At 48.5% G+C, this 19,390-nt stretch carries 17 protein-coding genes; 1 reads left to right on the top strand and 16 read right to left on the bottom strand.

Going from position 1 to position 19,390, the window contains the following annotated elements:
- Positions 1 to 6: 6 nt before the first annotated feature.
- The 4 genes from blaOXA to GWC95_RS01505 all read right to left on the bottom strand — a co-directional run bounded on the left by blaOXA (position 7) and on the right by GWC95_RS01505 (position 4,674).
- Entirely contained in the window at positions 7 to 768 is a 762-nt protein-coding gene (blaOXA, locus tag GWC95_RS01520; RefSeq protein WP_317164062.1) for a class D beta-lactamase, read from the bottom strand.
- Between the two features lie 139 nt (positions 769 to 907).
- On the bottom strand, positions 908 to 2,095 hold the full coding sequence (kbl, locus tag GWC95_RS01515; RefSeq protein WP_161816903.1) for a glycine C-acetyltransferase: 1,188 nt from the start codon (positions 2,093 to 2,095) through the stop codon (positions 908 to 910).
- A gap of 93 nt (positions 2,096 to 2,188) precedes the next feature.
- Positions 2,189 to 2,872 (bottom strand): response regulator transcription factor, encoded by a 684-nt coding sequence (locus tag GWC95_RS01510; protein ID WP_161816902.1) that lies wholly within the window; start codon positions 2,870 to 2,872, stop codon positions 2,189 to 2,191.
- The gene (locus GWC95_RS01505; protein WP_161816901.1) at positions 2,869 to 4,674 is read right to left on the bottom strand and encodes a sensor histidine kinase; all 1,806 of its coding nucleotides are present in this window, start codon (positions 4,672 to 4,674) and stop codon (positions 2,869 to 2,871) included. The genes GWC95_RS01510 and GWC95_RS01505 overlap by 4 nt, the downstream gene beginning before the upstream one ends.
- Before the next feature lie 123 nt (positions 4,675 to 4,797).
- Here GWC95_RS01505 and GWC95_RS01500 point away from each other — a divergent pair, with 123 nt between their 5' ends.
- Positions 4,798 to 5,628: a GLPGLI family protein gene (locus GWC95_RS01500; RefSeq protein ID WP_161816900.1), complete on the top strand. Its 831-nt coding sequence runs from the start codon at positions 4,798 to 4,800 to the stop codon at positions 5,626 to 5,628.
- A 94-nt stretch (positions 5,629 to 5,722) separates the two neighbouring features.
- Here the strand turns inward: GWC95_RS01500 and GWC95_RS01495 are convergent, their stop codons facing one another.
- The 12 genes from GWC95_RS01495 to GWC95_RS01440 form a co-directional block, all read right to left on the bottom strand.
- Complete coding sequence (locus tag GWC95_RS01495) at positions 5,723 to 6,154, bottom strand: hypothetical protein (protein WP_161816899.1); 432 nt, start codon at positions 6,152 to 6,154, stop codon at positions 5,723 to 5,725.
- 519 nt (positions 6,155 to 6,673) lie between these two features.
- The gene (locus tag GWC95_RS01490; RefSeq protein ID WP_161816898.1) at positions 6,674 to 9,508 is read right to left on the bottom strand and encodes an outer membrane beta-barrel protein; all 2,835 of its coding nucleotides are present in this window, start codon (positions 9,506 to 9,508) and stop codon (positions 6,674 to 6,676) included.
- A gap of 192 nt (positions 9,509 to 9,700) precedes the next feature.
- Complete coding sequence (locus tag GWC95_RS01485) at positions 9,701 to 10,459, bottom strand: FKBP-type peptidyl-prolyl cis-trans isomerase (RefSeq protein ID WP_161816897.1); 759 nt, start codon at positions 10,457 to 10,459, stop codon at positions 9,701 to 9,703.
- Positions 10,460 to 10,586: 127 nt separating this feature from the next.
- Complete coding sequence (argH, locus tag GWC95_RS01480; RefSeq protein ID WP_161816896.1) at positions 10,587 to 11,921, bottom strand: argininosuccinate lyase; 1,335 nt, start codon at positions 11,919 to 11,921, stop codon at positions 10,587 to 10,589.
- Entirely contained in the window at positions 11,918 to 12,988 is a 1,071-nt protein-coding gene (locus GWC95_RS01475) for a M20 family metallo-hydrolase (protein WP_161816895.1), read from the bottom strand. The genes argH and GWC95_RS01475 overlap by 4 nt, the downstream gene beginning before the upstream one ends.
- The gene (argB, locus tag GWC95_RS01470; protein ID WP_161816894.1) at positions 12,981 to 13,817 is read right to left on the bottom strand and encodes an acetylglutamate kinase; all 837 of its coding nucleotides are present in this window, start codon (positions 13,815 to 13,817) and stop codon (positions 12,981 to 12,983) included. Before argB ends, GWC95_RS01475 begins: the two co-directional genes overlap by 8 nt.
- A gap of 13 nt (positions 13,818 to 13,830) precedes the next feature.
- Positions 13,831 to 14,790, bottom strand: a complete 960-nt coding sequence (locus tag GWC95_RS01465; RefSeq protein WP_161816893.1) for an N-acetylornithine carbamoyltransferase — start codon at positions 14,788 to 14,790, stop codon at positions 13,831 to 13,833.
- Positions 14,791 to 14,830: 40 nt separating this feature from the next.
- Positions 14,831 to 15,994, bottom strand: coding sequence for an aspartate aminotransferase family protein (locus tag GWC95_RS01460; protein WP_161816892.1), 1,164 nt, complete (start codon positions 15,992 to 15,994; stop codon positions 14,831 to 14,833).
- A 24-nt stretch (positions 15,995 to 16,018) separates the two neighbouring features.
- Positions 16,019 to 16,999: an N-acetyl-gamma-glutamyl-phosphate reductase gene (gene argC, locus GWC95_RS01455; protein WP_161816891.1), complete on the bottom strand. Its 981-nt coding sequence runs from the start codon at positions 16,997 to 16,999 to the stop codon at positions 16,019 to 16,021.
- Complete coding sequence (locus tag GWC95_RS01450; RefSeq protein WP_161816890.1) at positions 16,996 to 17,346, bottom strand: cupin domain-containing protein; 351 nt, start codon at positions 17,344 to 17,346, stop codon at positions 16,996 to 16,998. Before GWC95_RS01450 ends, argC begins: the two co-directional genes overlap by 4 nt.
- Entirely contained in the window at positions 17,343 to 18,557 is a 1,215-nt protein-coding gene (argG, locus tag GWC95_RS01445; RefSeq protein WP_161816889.1) for an argininosuccinate synthase, read from the bottom strand. Before argG ends, GWC95_RS01450 begins: the two co-directional genes overlap by 4 nt.
- Before the next feature lie 35 nt (positions 18,558 to 18,592).
- Positions 18,593 to 19,300, bottom strand: coding sequence for a GNAT family N-acetyltransferase (locus GWC95_RS01440; protein WP_161816888.1), 708 nt, complete (start codon positions 19,298 to 19,300; stop codon positions 18,593 to 18,595).
- Between the last annotated feature and the right edge of the window lie 90 nt (positions 19,301 to 19,390).

Genomic DNA, 19,390 nt, shown 5'->3' with positions numbered 1-19,390 from the left:
AGGCCGTTATCTTTTCCCTTCCAGGAATCCATTCTGTTTCAGGATCGCCTTCAATATATCCAATCGCAAAGTGCCGAGGTTAAGATCGTGAGCACCCTCTACGTTCAACACGAAGAAATAAGGGTGCCTGTTCTCTTCTATCCATCCAACGATCCAGCCCAGCGCGTTCCCGTTTTCACGGAAACCCCAGCCGCTTTTGTAGCTGAGTTTGTAATTGGCATTGTCTTCCTGGAGCATGACCTTCTTAACAATGTCCTGCGATCTTTTCTGGAAGGGAAGTTGACCGAAGTATAACTTCTTCACCAGTCCCATTTCTTCATCAGGAGTGATCTTCAGCGAATTGTCGAGCCAGAATGTATCGATCTTCGTGGTGATCTTTTTGCTGCCGTAGTTGAGCGTATCCAGCCAGTGCTGCATGTTTTCCCTGCCTATGCGGCGGGCCACTTCCTGGTAGTAAGGAACGGCAGAGGCTTTGAAGGCCTGCTCCATGGTAAGGTCCTTGTTCCATGACTTTGCAGTATCTCCGCCGGGGAAAACGCGGACCACGCCATCCCATGGGATCACCATCTGTTCGTTTACGATCTTACCCGTTTCAAGGCCGATCAGCGTGTTAACGATCTTGAATGTGGATGCGGGTAAATAAGCTGAATCTTTAAAACGCGACAAATTGTAGATGGTAAACTGGCCGCTTCCATTGTCGTACAAACCAAAAGTGCCTGTCACATTTTTCTCTTCGAAATATTTTTTCAGCGAGTCATCTGTCTTCACGTTGTTAGGAGAACAGGCCGAAATCAATAATGAACAAATAATAATGAATAATAAAAAAAACGGATTTAGGATCGTAGTCTTTTTCATGCAGTCTGTTCGTTATTTTTTAAATTATTAATTACTAATTGCTAATTATAAATTATTTCAGTACGCCCAATTCCTTACCAACTTTGGTGAATGCTGCAATAGCCCTGTCGAGGTGTTCCTGTTGATGCGCGGCGCTCAGCTGAACGCGGATGCGGGCGAGGCCTTTGGCAACAACAGGGAAGAAAAAGCCGATCACATAAACATCTTCGTCCAGCAGTCTGGCCGCGAAGTTCTGCGCCACCACTGCATCGTACAACATGATGGGAACAATCGGATGATCGCCGGGTTTGATGTCGAAACCGGCTTCGGTCATTTTACTGCGGAAATATTTTGTGTTGTATTCGAGTTTATCGCGCAGTTCGGTTGTTTCCGTAAGCATATCGAGCACGGCGATCGACGCACCCACGATGCTTGGCGCCACTGTGTTTGAGAACAGGTATGGACGGCTTCGCTGGCGCAGCATCTCGATGATCTCTTTTCTTCCCGAAGTAAAACCACCGCTCGCGCCGCCGAGCGCTTTACCCAGTGTGCCGGTAATGATGTCGATCCTTCCCATCACATTCCTGTACTCGTGCGTGCCGCGGCCGGTTTTGCCAAGGAAGCCCGAAGAATGGCACTCATCGATCATCACGATGGCATCGTATTGATCTGCGAGGTCGCAGATCTTATCGAGCTGGGCAATGGTTCCATCCATACTGAACGAACCATCGGTTACAATGATACGGCTCCTGCAGCCCGCGCTTTCTTTCAGTTTTGCTTCGAGGTCGGCCATGTTGTTGTGCTCGTAGCGGTAACGCTGCGCTTTGCACAAACGAACACCGTCGATGATAGACGCGTGGTTGAGCGCATCGCTGATGATGGCATCTTCTTCTCCAAATAAAGGTTCAAACACGCCACCGTTTGCATCAAAAGCGGCGGCGTATAAAATGGTATCTTCTGTTCCCAGGAACGTGGCTATCTTTTGCTCGAGCTCCTTGTGTATGTCCTGCGTTCCGCAGATAAAACGCACACTGCTCATTCCATACCCATGTGTATCGATGGCCCTGTGCGCCGCTTCGATCACTTTGGGGTGAGATGACAAACCGAGGTAATTGTTTGCGCAGAAATTCAGCACTTTCTTTCCGTTTACCGTGATCTCCGGGCCCTGTTCGCTGGTGATCACCCTTTCTTTTTTCATCAGACCGGCTGATTCGATCTCCTTTAATTCAGACTGGATCCGTGCTACAAATTTTTCATTCATGGTAGAATCGTTTGTGAGCGCGAAGGTAGGAAAGAGTTTGGAGTGTGTGATGCGGTATTTTGCACACGGCGAACCGGTTGTTCGCCCCGCCGCTTACCCTATGAACCTGTAACCCACCCCTTTGATCGTGATGATCTCCAGTGCATCATCCTCTTTCAGGTACCCGCGTATCTTGGTGATGTATACATCGAGGTTTCTGCTGTTGAAAAAGGAGTCGTTGCCCCAGATGTGGTTGAGCAGGTCGCGGCGGTCTATTACCTGGTCGCGGTGCAGGTACAGGTATTTGAGCAGTTCGCTTTCGCGGTAAGAAAGTTTTTTTTCTTCGGCCCCTATGGCAAGCACCTGTTTGTTCAGATGAAACTGGTATTTTCCAATCTGTACCGTATCGCCCACCAGCGTAAGCGGCTCGTCTTTTTTTAACCGCAGTGCATTTTCGATCCTTACGATGAGTTCTTCCATGCTGAACGGTTTTCGTATGTAATCGTTGCCGCCGATTTTGAAACCATGCACCACATCGTCTGTTTGGGTTTTGGCGGTGAGAAAGATCACGGGCACATCATCGTTCAGTTTGCGGATGTCTTCTGCAAGTTCGAACCCACTCCGGTTAGGGAGCATCACATCAAATACGCAGATATCCGGGTTGTTTTTTTCGAATGACTGTACCACGTCCGCCCCATCGCTTTCCATGATCACTTCAAAGCCGCGCAACTCGAGGGTTTCTTTCACGATCTTTCCGAGAAACAATTCATCTTCTACGTACAATACTTTTATGCTCATGTAATAGGAAATTTAACGGTAAAGGTGCTGCCATGCCCCGGCTCGCTGTCTACAGAAATGGTTCCGTTGTGCTGCCTGATCACGTGTGCAACATAACTGAGCCCTAATCCATATCCCTTGATGTTGTGATGGTTTCCCGTTGGCACGCGGAAAAATTTGTCGAATATTTTTGACTTGAAATCGGGTGCAATGCCTATGCCTTTGTCTTCTACCTGCAGCATAACCTGGTCTGTCTGGTGGTGCAGGCGTATGAAAATATGCGGCTTGCCATTGCTGTATTTCAGGGCATTGTCGAGCAGGTTAAAGATCACGCTTGTAATATGGAGCCTGTCTGCATGGATGGTAAAATAGTTCCCCTGTACATCCAGCTCAACTTTTGCCTTGTTGGTATCGAACTGGAGTTTCATCGTGTTCAGCACTTCTTCGGTGAGCTCTCTCAGGTCGAACATTTCTTTTTTTAGTTCGAGTTCCCTGTTTTCGAAGAGGGACAGTTTGAGGACTTTATCAACCAGTAAACTGAGTCGTTGTAATTCCGATGCCGAAATATCGAGGTATTCTTTTGTGCGTTCCGGGTTTTGTATCCCGCCAAAATTGCGCAACGCTTCCACTGCCACGCTTACGGTTGCCAATGGTGTTTTTAATTCGTGGGTGATGTTGCTGATGAAATCGTTTTTCATTTCGGTTAACTTTCTTTGCGCCATCAGGTTGCGGTAAAGAAAGATAAAGGCGAGCGATGTAAACGCCACAAGAAAAACGGAGAACAGGATCTGCAGGGAAATTTTCTTCAGCAAAAAAGCGGTCGGGTCTTCAAACCCCGCCTGGTACCAGAAAGGATGTATCAATCCCGCGCCGGCCGTTCCTGTTGAAAACACGGTGGCGGGGATGGTATCCTTCCAATGCAATGAATCGTCCGCGCCTTTTTTTATGTAAAAGCTGATGGGTATGCCCGCTTTGGATAATTCTTTACGGTAGGCCGAATCGAGTTTGCGAACGGGTATGGTATCGTCGATCACTTTCCCGTTAGAGATCAGCCGGATAAAGGAATTTTCGCGCAGGCGCGATGGCAGCCGGTTAGACACGATGATTCCCGAAGTAGTGGTTGCCGCGGTTGCCCTGATGATAGAGGTGGCCACTGGTTTTCCCTTTTTGGCTTTGGCGGGTTTCTCCAACAGGATATTGCTGATGGCCGCTGCGCCCTGCACCGTACGCAGGTGCGTGGTTTGCGGCGATGCTGAATCGTAACGCTGGTTCACAACGATCTTTACCCCCTCTACCGCCATACGGTCGAGCATGGCCGAATCCATGAGCGGCGGCAGTTTTACATGGCTGATCTGCCCCCTGGCCGCAATCCTCGCCGCGATCTCCGGCGGAAGATCACCTCTCAATGCAATGCCTTTTACCACGGGCAAACTGTCGCCGGTGTTCCTGTTCACAATTTTAAAAGTGAACCCGGACGGTGGGGCGGCGCCGGCGCGCGAGATCGAATCCTGGCGCAGGGAATCCTGCAAACGTTTTTTTGCTTTATCGGGAAGCGCCGCTGTCTGGCTGCGCAATACATTCACAGCCGTATGTGCAAAAAGGTTGGTGCCCGCCACCTGCCGCCTGATGAAGGAGTCTCTCGAAAACCGCTGCAGCTGTACATTATAGATCACATCGCGGAAAATGCCATTGGTCTCTTTTTTGAGGCCCTGCCACTCGTCTTTGTAAAGCCGGTTGAGCCAATAGCACTGGAACGCAACGATCAGCAGGATCGCCGAGGAGAGCAGTACGCGCGAGAGATTTAATTTATTGGATGGCCCCATTGCCTTACAAATATAAATACCCTTTTCACGGCCGGGTTCTTTTATTAACCTTAATTAACCTTAGAGTAAGGCACCTTAACAAGCCCGCACACTAGATTTGAAACCTTAATAAACCAGACTTCCATGAAAAAAGTATTTCTACTTATGGCTGGCTTTGCCAGCGTTTCTCTTTTGCATGCGCAGATGAAAGCGGGTACGATCGTTTATGACCAGAAGATCAACATGCACCGCAACATCCAGGACGAACAGATGAAGGCGATGATGCCCGAGTTCCGCACTGCAAAATACCAGCTTGAGTTCAGCGATAGTGTTTCGCTTTATAAACTGATCCCTGAAGACGAAGCGCCGGATCCCTTTGCAGGCGGCGGTGGCGCCCGCAGAATGGTATTTACAATGGGCGGGGCCGGAAGCGAAACGTACAAGAATTTTTCGCAGATGAAATCGATCCAGAGCTCGGAATTGGGAGGTAAAAATTTCCTGATCGTAGACAGCATACGCCAGCAACCCTGGAAACTGGGTGACGAAACCAAAACCATCCTGGGACACATCTGCCACAAAGCAACCCGCAAGATCATACAGCCGGCGCAGCGGCGTATGGTGTTTGGCGGACCAAGCGCGCCCCCGGCCGACACGGCAAAAACAGCACGGCCCGGCGCGGTACCTGCTGGAAAAGAAGTAGAGGTTGTTGCCTGGTATGCAGATGATATTGTTAGCCCGGCGGGGCCCGAGAGCTATGGCCAGTTACCCGGCGTGATCCTTCAGCTGGATGTAGACAACGGCGCAACGGTTTACACAGCAACGGATATCAAAAAAACGGTAGACCAGAAAAGCCTCAAAGAGCCGAAGAAAGGAAAAGTGGTTACCCAGCAGGAATACGTGAAGATGATGATGGACCTCATGGGCAATGGCGGCGGAATACCAATGGGCGGCGGTGTGATCAGGTTCGGAAATTAAGGGTTAATGTGGCCTAATTGATAAAGGGGTTATCGATTATAAATCGATAACCCCTTTATCATTGACCAAAATCCTCACAGCCGAACATCAATACTTATGTTCTTACTGACACCAGCAAACCATCAATTGCAGCAAATACTTCTAAAATATGATCCTGAAAGCAGAAGTCGATCTGACAGCAGTATGGCTCGCCGGGTTTTTGAAAGCATTTAAGGTCTGTCAATTGTTTACCGGCCAGCTGGTTAGTGTATTCTGATTCTACTTTCAATAGCTTTACTCCTTCCTGTAATTGATAATACGATTCCTCTTTTTTGAACTCAGATTCATTCATTACGATAAGATTGTCGGCCATACTACCTGTACCCAAAAAAAAGCAGGTACCATTCTCAAAGATGAGTTTAAGATAGGCAGTTACCGCAAATCCATTAGCGTACTGTAGTTCGTACAGGTACACTGCAATCGATTTTGCATTCAGAGCGTGCCGAAGATGCCTGCGCTCATTATAGAAATAATCTTCTGCTGTCATTGTATGTACTTCTTTACAACAGGGATGGATTTACAAGGTCCTTTCATAACAAGAACGAAGGTAATAGAAAGTACAACGGGAAGCCCATCCCTGGTGAAAACAGTCAAGTGTCGGATTGGCAGCAATCCTTTTTCCAGCTTCGTTCCGCTTCAATAGAAAACACAATCCACTTATATTGACCAAAACCTCCGCTGTTGATGTTGGTCGCCAGCAGTAATTATATATGCAAAACCCGATCGCATTGGTCAGTTGCAGCTTTTGAAAACTTTGAAATTTTTCAACAGCATTCCACGCAAATCGCGGATGCTGTTAAAGAAGAAAAGATGCTCTCTTTAGAAGCCAACGTAGTTTACTGCGTTTTGTTGTTTATGTTGCAATAAATTCCAGTTCCATACATTATCAAAAAAACAAAACCCCACCTCAAACAGAGGTGGGGTCTAAAACGCACAGGAGAAAAACGAGGAAGAATTGTGTAAGCTTTCTTTTTCGCGTTTTACTTTCTCTTGTATACCAGTAAGACTACCCCCCGATAGTTCGGGTAACAATACGTGCGCCGTTGGCGGTGTTGCCCGCTTTGTTAAGACTGAATGTGAAACCCAGTGTGAAATATTGCTGCAGCACGTTGTAACGCGTGTCTTCTACATAGTTCTGGTTGGCGTTGCGGCTGATGCCCTGGTTTTGTTTCAGGATATCGAACGCAGTAAGCTTGATCTCCGCCCGTTTGTTCTTCATAAAGCTTTTGGCGATTGAAGCGTTCCAGTAACCCACACTCGTATTGAACCCATCCGCGCGCCCGGAATTAACGGTGTAGTTGAAGTTGTTGTTCAATACCAACCCCCATGGCAGGTAGTTCGTCATGTCAAAGCCATACACCTGCTGCAGGTAATTGCTGTTGATCTGCGGCTGCGCCGAATATGTGGCTTTGCTGATGTTGAGCCTTGCATTGGCATTGAGGTCCATTTTGCCTTCGAGGTAAAAGTTATAGGTCAGGTTCGGGCTGAGGCTCATGTTCTCGATCACGTTTGGTTTTCCGCTGATGAAGCTGTTGTTGTGAATGAAGTTTGTACCGATACCAATGTCGAGCCTCGATTTCAGTTTCTTCATCGGGAAGCCTGCATTGATGCTTCCGAACAACATGTAGTTGCCGCTTACGTTAACCGGCGATGAGATCCGCAGGTTACTGCCGCCCGTATTCACAAGCGAATCTGAATTGGTGATCGCATTATCCGTTTTTGATGCAGAGATAAATGCGAAGAAATTGCGCTGCGTATACATGTTGGTAGAAAAATAATTCAGGCTGATCGATTGTGCATAGCTGCGTTTCAGGTTCGGATTACCGATATAGGTATTGGTTGGATCCGTTACATCGGCAACCGGCTGCAACTGCGTGGTGCTGGGTTGTGTTGTTGATGTGCTGTAGTTCAGGCTCAATGAACGTGAGCTCGCGATTTTGTAAGTGAGGCTTGCACTCGGCAACGCATCTGTGAACGATTGCCTGATGGCCGTTCCGGTAGTATTGTTATAGCTGTTCAGTTTTGCTTCCTGCAATGTGGTACCGATGGTATAGTTGAACATCTTCTGGTTCGAACGGAAACTCAGGCTACCGCCGCCATAGCTGTAATCGCTTTTGAAATCATTGCTTTGCGCCGCGTTGAACTGGTCGTATTTGCCGGAACTTTTTCCATAATCATACGTAAGGCGTTTCGCATCACCCACATTGGTGTTGTAAAAACCGCTGAACTCGAGCAATGATTTTTTGCCCACCGGTTCCGTATAAACAATGTTCGCACCAAAACCACGCGTAACGGCTTCGCGCCTGTTGCGCTGGTCAACAACAGAATCAGGCCTGGCAACACCACCCACGTAATTGCGGAAGAGGTTGTTTACCGATCCGTCCTGTTTGCTGTCGTTGTATGCAAGCGTTACCTGGCTCGAAATGGTTCTTCCTTTTTTCTGGAAACGTTTCCTGAACAATGCCGTTCCGCCAAAATTGAATGCATCGGAATGTGTTGAATTGTCTGTTGTTCCTTCGCTCAGTTTCACGCCTTTCAGGTTTTGCTGTAGATAGGAAGTGGTGGTGCGCGAGTCTACCTGCTGCGTGGTAAACGAAGGCGTAAATTTAATCGCGTTGAAACTATCGATCTTGCTGTCGATCATCATATTCACCCGCTGCTGCCTGCTGTTGCGCGCAGTATTGCTGGTTCGCTCTTCTTCGTAATCACTACCTCCGCCATTGAAGCCGAAACGGCGGTTGGTTGTCCTGTTTGTGAGCAGATCGATGTTGCTTCCCATACCGCTTGCATTGAAATCCGTTTTCTTGTTCCAGGTATCATTGAAGTTGATGCCGCCGGCATAGGTTGTTGCCACACCCTGCGCATTCTGTCCGGCACCGGTTACGGGCAACCCGTTGTTATCACCACCCGGTCCTCCAGTATTGATCACGATACCACCGCCACCGCTCCGCATGCCACGCGATAACTCGCCGGTGAAATTCAGGATATCTGAAATAGAGAAGCCCTGGCGGTTGGTGTTGTTGGCCATGCCTATGAACGACAATTGCTGGTCGCCATTGAATTTATTGATATTGGTTTGCCCGTCCCAGCGGCTTTCTGTGCCTGCGGCCGCGCTTACTTTCCCGAACAGCGCGTGGTTGCGGTCTTTTTTCAGTTTAAGGTTGATCGTTTTTTCACTTTGTCCGTCATCCACACCGGTAAACTCTGCACGGTCGCTTTTTTTATCGAATACCTGTACTTTGTCTACCGCATCCGCATCGAGGTTTTTGGTGGCCATTTTGGGATCCCCGGTAAAGAACTCTTTTCCATTCACCAATACCCTGTTTATTTTCTGGCCGTTCATACGCACCGTTCCATCGTTGTCTACGGTAATACCGGGCATTTTTTTAAGCATGTCTTCAACAACGGCATTGGGTTGCGTTTTAAAATTTTCTGTATTGAATTCTACTGTGTCGCCGCTGATGGTAACAGGCGGTCTGCGGGCGGTAACGGTTACATCGCCCGAACTGAGAATGTCTGTCATGGCGATGTTTCCCATCTCAACCAATTGCCCGTCTGTTTCAATGTTCAGCGGTTTCCATACCGGAACAAAACCCACATAAGAAGACGACAACAAATACTTACCCTTGCCCAGCGGTCCGAACTTGAATTTACCGGTAGAATCGGCGCGGGTGAAGGTTACGAGTGTAGAATCTTTCGCATTAACGATCGACACGGTTGCATAGGCCAGCCCGTGTTTCGAAGCGGTATCATAAACAACACCACGGATGGCGGGTTGCTGTTGGGCCTGTACAATAAAAGGGAGAATAAAAAAAGCAAGCAGTGTAAAAATCCGGTTCATAGCAATTTTGGTTTATAATGATCCAAAAGTAGCTGCGCGCCGTGGCTGGGGGCGTTAATTTAGATGAGAGAAAGGTTAATAAAGGTTAAAGCTTTTTGTCCGCTGTGGCGATGAACCGGCATTCATCAAAAAAAAGCCACCGGTTGTGGACCGGTGGCTAATCGTATCGTACAATAAAATCTTTGTTGTTGTTTAGTTGGCAAGTCCCAACAGTTCCATCTCAAACACCAGGGTAGATCCCGGGGGAATGCTTGTGCCCGGCGGGTTGTCGCCGTAGGCGAGATCGGCAGGAACATAGAGTTTCCATTTGCTGCCCACGGTCATCATCTGGAGGGCCTGCTGCCATCCGGTGATGAATCCGTTTACCGGGTAAACGATCGGTTCGCCGCGGTCTACCGAACTGTCGAAAATGGTTCCGTTGATAAGCGTTCCGTGGTAATGAACCTTTACTTTATCGGTAAGCTTTGGTTTGGTGTCTTCCGTTCCGGCCTTGATCACTTCATATTGCCAGCCATAAGGCGTGGTAATCACACCCGGGCGCTTTGCATTTTCTGCAAGAAATGCCGCACCTTCTTTTCTCGCCACGGCACCCTTGGCCGCATTTTCTTTTGCCATTTCGGCCTGTTTGGCGCCTTGTACTTTTTGCTGGTAGCCCATTACGCAGTTCTTAACCGCGTCTTCGGTGAGCAAAGGTTTTTTATTCTGTGTGGCATCGGTTACCGCTTTCTGAAAAAGGGCAACATTGAGCTTGTCAAAACCCTGTGCCTTCAGGTTCTGGGCAACCAGTAACCCGATGGAATAGCTTACACTATCCACTTCATTCTTGAATGGGTTGGTTGTTGCAGTACTTGTTTTTGCAGCCGGCTTTGCTGCAGCGCCAGCGGGTTTCTTTGCCTGTCCAAAACTGCTCACAGTAACCAGGGCAAACACAATAATCAGGAGTTGTTTCATTTTTTATTTTTTGTAGGGGTCAAAGAAACGAAAAAAAGCTGTTGACTGTTAGCTATTGCCCCATTGGCTTTTTTCTTCGCAGGATGTTTAACGTAGTTCTAACCGGCACCCCAGGCGGCCAGCCTGCTTATTTTGTCAGTTCCGCAATCGCTTCATGCACTTTCCCGAAGCCAAACTGGGAAACGGTTTGCTGCATCATTGACTGTATCCTGTCGTTGCCGAGGTTGCCAATGCTGCCTTCGTGCACATGCCTGAGTTCGGTATTGTATGTAAACCTGCCCTCTTCAATGGCCATTCCCACCTGCTTATAGGCATCCCTGAACGGAACACCCTGCAGCACCAGCTTGTTCACCTCCTCTACGCTGAAGGCGTATTGGTATTTTTCGTGCGCAAGTATGTTCTCCCTTACAGAAATGTTCGAGATCATCAGGCTGGCCATCTGCAGACAGTCTTTCAGGATTTGAAATGCAGGGAACAGGTGTTCTTTCAGCAACTGGAGGTCGCGGTGGTAACCGGATGGCAGGTTGGTGGTCATCAGCATGATCTCGTTCGGCAATGCCTTTAACCTGTTGCAATGCGAACGGATCAATTCAAAAACATCCGGGTTTTTTTTATGTGGCATAATGCTGGATCCTGTTGTAAGCGCCGGCGGAAAACTGATGAAATCGAAATTCTGGTTCAGGTACAGGCAGGCGTCCATGCTCATGCGCGAAAGAGTGTCTGCCACATTCGCCATCGCCATGGCCGTGATGCGCTCCGCTTTTCCGCGTCCCATTTGCGCATATACAACATTGTAATTTAGGTCGGCAAAACCCAGCAATTGCGTTGTCAACGTCCTGTTGATCGGGAACGATGATCCATAACCGGCGGCCGAGCCCAGCGGGTTCTTGTTCACCACTTCGTATGCTGCTTTCAGCGTGGTCACATCGTCTACCAGGCTTTCTGCATAGGCGCCAAACCACAGTCCGAACGATGAGGGCATGGCAAGCTGCAGGTGTGTGTAGCCGGGCAGCAAATGTTGTTTGTATTTCTCGCTTTGCTCGAGCAGCAAATGAAAGAAGGGTTGTATACTGTTTACCAGTTCTTCGATTTCGTTCCTGAGGAACAATTTGATGTCTACCAGCACCTGGTCGTTCCTGCTGCGTGCCGAATGGATCTTCTTTCCTGTATCACCCAATTTCTGGGTGAGCAGGAACTCAACCTGCGAGTGAATGTCTTCAATAGATTCATCGATCGTAAGCTCCGATCTCGTGGCAAGCTGCAGGATGTTTTTCAATTCTGCATGCAATGCATTCAACTCATCGTTGGTAAGCAGGCCAACGCTGGCCAGCATCCTGGCGTGCGCCATCGATCCCATCACATCAAAAGGTGCAAGTTGCAGGTCAAACTCTTTGTCTTTGCCCACGGTAAATTTCTCTACCTGTTTTGATGTATCGGTGTTGTCTTTGCTCCACAGCTTCATAATACCTGCTTTAAAAGTTGAATGTAAAGTTCTATTCCCCCGTTGATCTCTTCTGTAAATATAAATTCGTCTGCGGTATGGCTCCGCGCACTGTCGCCCGGCCCCATCTTCAGTGTCTGGAACGGCATCAATGCCTTGTCGCTCGTAGTGGGCGATCCGTAATAGCTGCGGTTCAGCGCCAATCCTGCTTTCACAAGCGCATGATCCATAGCGATAGATGTGGAACGCATACGCAGGCTTCTCGGCTGCACATCGCTTTTTACATGCGATCTTATCACAGAAAGGATCTCTTCAAACGTATACAATTCGTTCACGCGTACATCAACCACAAAACGGCATTGCGAAGGCACCACGTTGTGCGCTTTGTTTTCTGTTTCGATCACGGTAACGGTCATCTTAACCTTGCCCAGCAATGGCGAAACTTTTTCAAATGCATAAGTTCGGAACCATTCGATGTCTGCGAGCGCCTTGTAGAGGGCGTTCTCGCCTTCTTCCCGCGCCGCGTGGCCCGCTTTTCCCGTGGCGGTAACATCGAGCACCAGCAACCCTCTTTCGGCAATCGCCATCTGCATCAATGTGGGTTCGCCAACGATGCCGCAATCGAGCCGCGGCAATTCGGCAAGCAGGATCTCGATACCGTTTTTCCCGGAGATCTCTTCTTCAGCCGTTGCTGCAAAAACAAGGTTGTATTTGAGGCCTTCTGCTTCGTAGAAATAAAGGAACACTGCGATCAGAGCCACCAGCGCGCCGCCGGCGTCGTTACTTCCGAGGCCAAACAATTTCCCGTCTTTTTCAACCGGTGCAAAAGGATCGAGTGTGTAGGCTTTGTTGGGTTTAACGGTGTCGTGGTGGGAATTTAAAAGCAACGATGGTTTGCTTTCATTAAAGTGTTTGTTCACCGCCCATATATTGTTCATGAAACGGTTTACGGGTATGGCGTTCTCCCTGAAAAAATTTTCAAGTATCAACGCAGTGCCGCTCTCTTCCCTGCTGAACGATGGTGTGGCGATCAGTTCTTTTAACAAACCGATCGCTTTGTGCTGTAATATGTTCAAAGGTTCACTCATGACTTATTGTTGTTCCTGACGCACCATCCACCAGTTGCTGGAGTTGTTCCGCTTTGCCGATGATCACTTTGGCCACACCTTTTTGCAAGGCAGCGAAGGCATTGTCGAGTTTCGGTATCATACCGGCAAAGATCAGCTGCTTTTCTTTCAGCTCGGCGTAGTATGATGCATTCATCCTGGCGATCACAGAATTTTCATCTTCCACATCCAACAGTACGCCATTTTTTTCAAAGGAATAGATCAGCGATACATCGTACAACGGCGCCAGTGCTGTTGCAATTTCCTGTGCGATGGTGTCGGCATTTGTATTCAGCAAAAGGCCTTTTGCATCGTGTGTGATGGGTGCCGCCACCACTGCAATGTCTTTATCGAGTAAGGTTTGTAAAAGATCGGTGTTCACATGATCGATATCGCCTACAAAACCATAATCAAGCGAAGCGTGTTTTCTTTTGTGCGCAAGAATAAGGCCGCCATCGGCGCCGCTCAAACCGATCGCGTTGCAGTGGTTCGCCTGCAGCTGTGCCACGATGTTCTTGTTGATGTACCCTGCATACACCATCGTAACGATCTTCAGGGTTTCGGCGTCGGTGATCCTTCTTCCGTCGATCATCTGTTGTTCAACACCCATTTGTTCTGCAAGACGTGTTGCCAGTTTTCCCCCGCCGTGTATCAATATTTTTTTTGCGGGAATGGAAGCAAAAGAACGGAGGAATGCGTTCAGCTTGGCTGTATCATCAATGATGTTGCCGCCGATCTTTACGACCAGGAGCTTACCGCTTTGGTGGGCGGCGCCGGGAGAACTGCTGTTTGTATGGTTAAACGTTTCCATGTTATAAATCTGCTCAGGCTTTTAAAAGCTCACTTAACACCGCCTGCGCCGCCCAAACCCGGTTGCCTGCCTGTTTTGTAACCAGGCTGTGCGGGCTGTCGAGCACCTCGTCGCTCAACTCAACGTTCCTGCGAACGGGCAGGCAGTGCATTACCCTTGCATTGTTCGTTGCCTTGAGTTTTTCTTCGGTGAGCATCCACCCGGGATCGTTTTCGTACACTTTCCCGTAATCGCTATAGGTGCTCCAGTTCTTCACGTATACAAAATCTGCGTCTTTCAAAGCCGCATCCTGGTCGTGGGTAATGGTTGCGCCTTTGGTAAATTGTTCAGCAAGTTCGTAATCCTGCGGGTGTGTGATCACAAATTCTGCCTCGCTCCATGCATTTACCCACTGTGCAAAACTGTTGGCCACGCACTGCGGCAAGGGCTTGATGTGCGGCGCCCAGGTTAAAACGATCTTTGGTTTTTTATTGAGTGGTGTTGCCAGCAGTTGTTCTTTGATGGTAACAATATCTGTTAAAGACTGCAGCGGATGCAGCGTTGCACTTTCGAGGCTTACAACAGGAACACCGGCGTATTTGATAAACTGGTTGATGAACATTTCACTGTAATCATCCTCCCTGTTCTTCAGCGAAGGAAAGGTCCTGATACAGAGAATATCGAAATACTGGCCCAGTATGGGGCCTGCGTCTTTGATGTGTTCAACGGTGTTGCCGCTCATGATCGCACCTTCTTCAAATTCGAGGGCCCAGCCTTCCTTGTCTACGTTGAAAACGATCGCCTCCATACCCAGGTTCTTTGCAGCGATCTGTGTACTCAGGCGCGTGCGCAAACTTGGGTTGAGAAACAGGAGGCCAATGCGCTTGTTCGCGCCCAGGCGGGCATCTACAAGCGGATTGGCTTTGTATGCAAGCGCTTTTGCGGCAAGTGCATTGATATCGTTTACATCATTAACAGAAATAAATTGTTTCATCGTGTTTTTTTGCTGGTATGAAGTTGTGCTGGGTAACGGTTTACAGGGCGAGCTCTTTTTGTTCGTCAACGATCTCTTCTATTGCCCCCTTCAGGCTCAACAGGAAATCATCGATTTGTTGTTTGGTAAGCGCAAGCGATGGCAACAGCCTGATCACGTTAGGCTTTGCTTCGCCCGTGAATATTTTGAAATCGAACAGCAATTTCTTTTTCAGGTTTTTCAGCTCTTCGGGAACATCAAAGCCGATCATCAAACCCATACCACGAACGTTCTTCAAGCCATCGATCTGTTTGAGTTGCTCCACCAGGTATTCGCCGTTCTCTTTTGCGTTGTTGATGAGGTCCTCTTTTTCGATCACTTCCAGCACAGCCAGCGCTGCCGCACAGGCAAGCTGGTTTCCACCGAACGTGGTTCCAAGCATCCCGTGTTTAGGCTGGATGCCGGGTGCGATCAGAATGCCCGCAACAGGGAAACCGTTGCCCATTCCTTTTGCCATCGTATAAATATCTGCGTTCACCCCGGCATGGTCGTGCGAGAAAAACTTCCCGCTTCTGCCATAGCCGCATTGCACGCTGTCGGCAATAAAAACCGCGCCGCTTTCATCGCACAATGTCCTGATGAGTTGAAGGAAAGAGGCGGTTGCTATATTGATCCCACCTACACCCTGTATGCCTTCGATGATCACGGAAGAGATCTCACTACCATGTTTTGCAAAGCAATCTTTCAATGCGGCCTCATCGTTGAATGGGAGGAAGATCACATTGTCCGTTTCGTTCACCGGCGCAACAATCGATGGGTTGTCGGTTGCGGATACCGCAAGCGATGTTCTCCCATGAAAGGATTTGCTGAACGCGATGATCTTTTTTCTGCCGTTGTGAAACGAAGCCAGTTTCAACGCATTCTCGTTCGCTTCCGCGCCGCTGTTGCAGAGAAACAGGCTGTAGTCGGGCTTGCCGCTCAAGGCTCCGAGCTTTGATGCAAGTTCTTTCTGGATCGGTATTACGACCGAGTTTGAATAGAATGCAATTTTCTCCAGCTGATCTTCTATTCGTTTTACCCAGTGTGGGTGGGTGTGTCCGATGCTGATCACAGCGTGACCGCCGTACATATCGAGGTATTGAATATCGTTTGCGTCCCAAACATAAGAGCCATTCGCCTTCGTGATCGCGATGTTGTTTAACGGGTATACATCAAAAAGATTCATACGCTTTAATTTATAAACACTTCTTTAGAAATAATTTGCTTTTAGTTTAAGGCCCGCTGTTTCATCGAGGCCAAATAAAATGTTCATGTTCTGTACGGCCTGTCCGCAGGCGCCCTTCAACAAATTATCCGTTGTTGAATGCACAACGATCTTGCTTCCCTGTTTTTCGATATGGATCAGGCATTTGTTGGTGTTCACCACCTGTTTAAGATCGATCATCGTTTCACTCACGTGTGTGAACGGATGATCCGCATAATACGCTTTGTACAGTTGCCTGATCTCATCCAATGGCAATGCGCAATCAACGATGGAGCTGATGTAGATGCCCCTTGTAAAATCACCGCGCCATGGAACAAAGTTCACGTGCATGCCATCATTGCCCTGCAACTGCTGCAGGCTCTGGTGTATTTCGCTGATGTGCTGGTGCTGCAGTGTTTTGTAAGCCTGTATATTGTTCGCCCTCCAGCTGAAGTGCGATGTTGCGCTCAACCCCTGGCCAGCACCTGTTGAGCCCGTAATGCCCGTGGTGTATACGTCTCCGAGCACACCCGCTTTTGCAAGCGGCAACAAACCCAGCTGTATGGCCGTTGCAAAACAGCCCGGGTTTGCAATATTTTCAGCCGTCTTAATGGCTTCTCTATTCAGCTCCGGTAACCCATATACAAATGCACGGTTGCCATTTCCTGCGTTTGCGCGCAGCCTGAAATCCTGGGACAGGTCAATGATCTTTACGCTTGCGGGAATATCATTGGCTGCAAGAAATTTCTTTGCATCGCCATGTCCCACGCATAAAAAAAGTACATCGATATCCTGCTGTAACTGATCCGTGAAAACAAGATCTGTTTCTCCCAAAAGATCTGCATGAATCTTACTCACTGCATTTCCTGCGTTGCTGGTGCTGTGTATGAAAGATATGTGTACATCCGGGTGGTTGATCAGTAACCTGGCCATCTCACCTCCTGTATAACCGGCGCCCCCAACAATTCCTGCGTTTATTTTTTTCATGATGGTATGTTGATCCTGTCGCCCGCTGTTGATGGCTGCGACGATAAAATAAATTCGATTGCCGATCCTGATTTATTGCTGATGCGGTGTTTTTTTCCTGCGGCTATGTGCAGTCCTTCGTTCTCGTTTACGGTCATCACTTCACCGTCTACTTCAAAATGCGCAATGCCTTTCAGTATAAAAAAGAATTGCTGCGCGTGTACGTGGTAGTGCAATGTTTCCGATGTTCCGGGTGGCATTCGCTCCTGTTTAACGGAGAGCGATGCGTTGTCCACAAAATTCCATCCATCACATCCATCACCCCATTGGTAATGATGAAGAGGGTCATTTGCGGATACTTTTATCATTGATTGGATTCTTTGATGTTGTGATAGATCGCTGTCTGGTTGCCGAATATTTTGGTAAACCCTCTTACATCGTCGCCTGTCCAGCCGGAGTTCATCTCCCCGTATTTCCCGAATTTGCTGCTCATCAGGTCGTATTTCGATTCGATGCCGGTTACCTGGAAACGATAGGGCTGCAGTTGCACATATACATCGCCCGTAACGTTCTCCTGCGAGTTTTCGAGGAAGGCCTCGATGTCGCGCATTACGGGGTCGAGTATCTGCCCTTCGTGTAGCCAGTTGCCGTAGAACTGCGCCAGCTGGTCTTTCCAGCCGAGCTGCCATTTGGTGAGCACGTGTTTTTCGAGTGCATGGTGTGCTTTCAGGATCACCATGGGAGCCGCGGCTTCAAAACCTACGCGGCCCTTGATGCCGATGATCGTATCGCCCACATGTATATCCCTGCCAATGCCAAAAGCGCCGGCGATCGTTTGCAGGTATTGAATTGCTTTGGAAGGGTGATCAAAGGCCTGTGCGTTCACAGCGGTCAGTTCTCCTTTCTCGAAATGAAGTTTTACTTCTTCATCGTTTGTTTTGGTAACCTGTGTTGGCCATGCTTCTTCGGGCAGCATGCCTTTTGAGTTGAGTGTTTCTTTACCGCCAACACTTGTTCCCCACAATCCTTTGTTGATAGAGTAGGCCGCTTTTTCGAAATTCATCTCTACGCCTTTTGATTTGAGGTAGCTGATCTCTTCTTCACGGCTCAGTTTCAGATCCCTGATCGGAGTTATGATCTCTATGCCGGGTATCATGATGTTAAAGATCATATCAAACCGCACCTGGTCGTTACCCGCACCCGTGCTTCCGTGTACCACGGCTTTGGCGCCCAGTTTTTTTGCGTGCTCCGCAATGTGCAGGGCCTGGCTCAATCTTTCTGCGCTTACGCTGAGCGGGTAGGTATTGTTCTTCAGCACATTGCCGTAGACCAGGTATTTGATGATCCTGTCGTAATAGCTCTGAACAGCATTTACGGTTGTATGGGATTTTACGCCGAGTGTATAGGCGTGTTTTTCAATTTTAGCGAGTTCGTCTTCTGAGAAACCGCCGGTATTTACGATCACGCTGTGTACTTCGTAACCTTTCTCATCGGTGAGGTATTTTACGCAGTAGGTGGTGTCTAGTCCGCCACTGAATCCTAAAACAACTTTATCTCCTTTTGTAAGTTCTGTTTTCATTTTCTTTGACTTGATCCTTTGTAAAGTGACAGGGGTTATAAATTGAAAAGGGTATGGAACAATGATTTCTGTTTTCCGCCGGTGCTGCCGCCATTTTCTTTTTTGCGGAAAAGTTTCATCAGACGGCTTTGTTTGATCTTCATAAAGCGCTCGTAGAGTTTTGAATTCTGTTTGAACTCAACCGATGTTTCTTCGGGCTCGTAATGATCGGCAGGATCGTAGAGCATGGCGGTGCACATGCAGTTCTTCCTGTCCTTGCTCATCAGGATATCATAGTTCACGCAGCTTTTGCAGCCTGCCCAGAATTCCTCGTCGTCTGTGAGCTCGCTGTAAGTAACGGGCTCGTAGCCCAGGTCGCTGTTGATCTTCATTACGGCGAGGCCGGTTGTAAGACCGAAGATCTTTGCATTGGGGTATTTCTCTCTCGACAGGTTGAAGATGCGTTGCTTGATGCGTTTTGCCGTGCCGCTTTTCCGGAAGGCAGGCGAAACGATGAGGCCGCTGTTGGCCACAAACTGCTCGTGCCCCCATACTTCGATGTAGCAGAAACCTACCCAGGTGCCATCGGGCAGCACAGCGATCACGGCTTTGCCTTCTTCCATTTTTTGGGCCACGTATTCAGGACTGCGTTTGGCAATGCCTGTACCGCGGGCCCTGGCCGAGGATTCCATCTCGTCTGTTATGGTTTGTGCATAATGGGCATCGCCACCATTCGCTACACGAACAATAATATTATCTTCCAACTTGTAATGATTAATAAAGTGAAAAAGAAAACACCTCTGTGTTTTTAGATCCAATTCCGGGAGAATTCCACTGATAGGGGCAAGTGCCAG

It is taken from the genome of Sediminibacterium roseum (assembly GCF_009939005.1).
Taxonomy (GTDB): domain Bacteria; phylum Bacteroidota; class Bacteroidia; order Chitinophagales; family Chitinophagaceae; genus Sediminibacterium; species Sediminibacterium roseum.
This window is presented reverse-complemented; position numbering and strand designations above follow the sequence as displayed.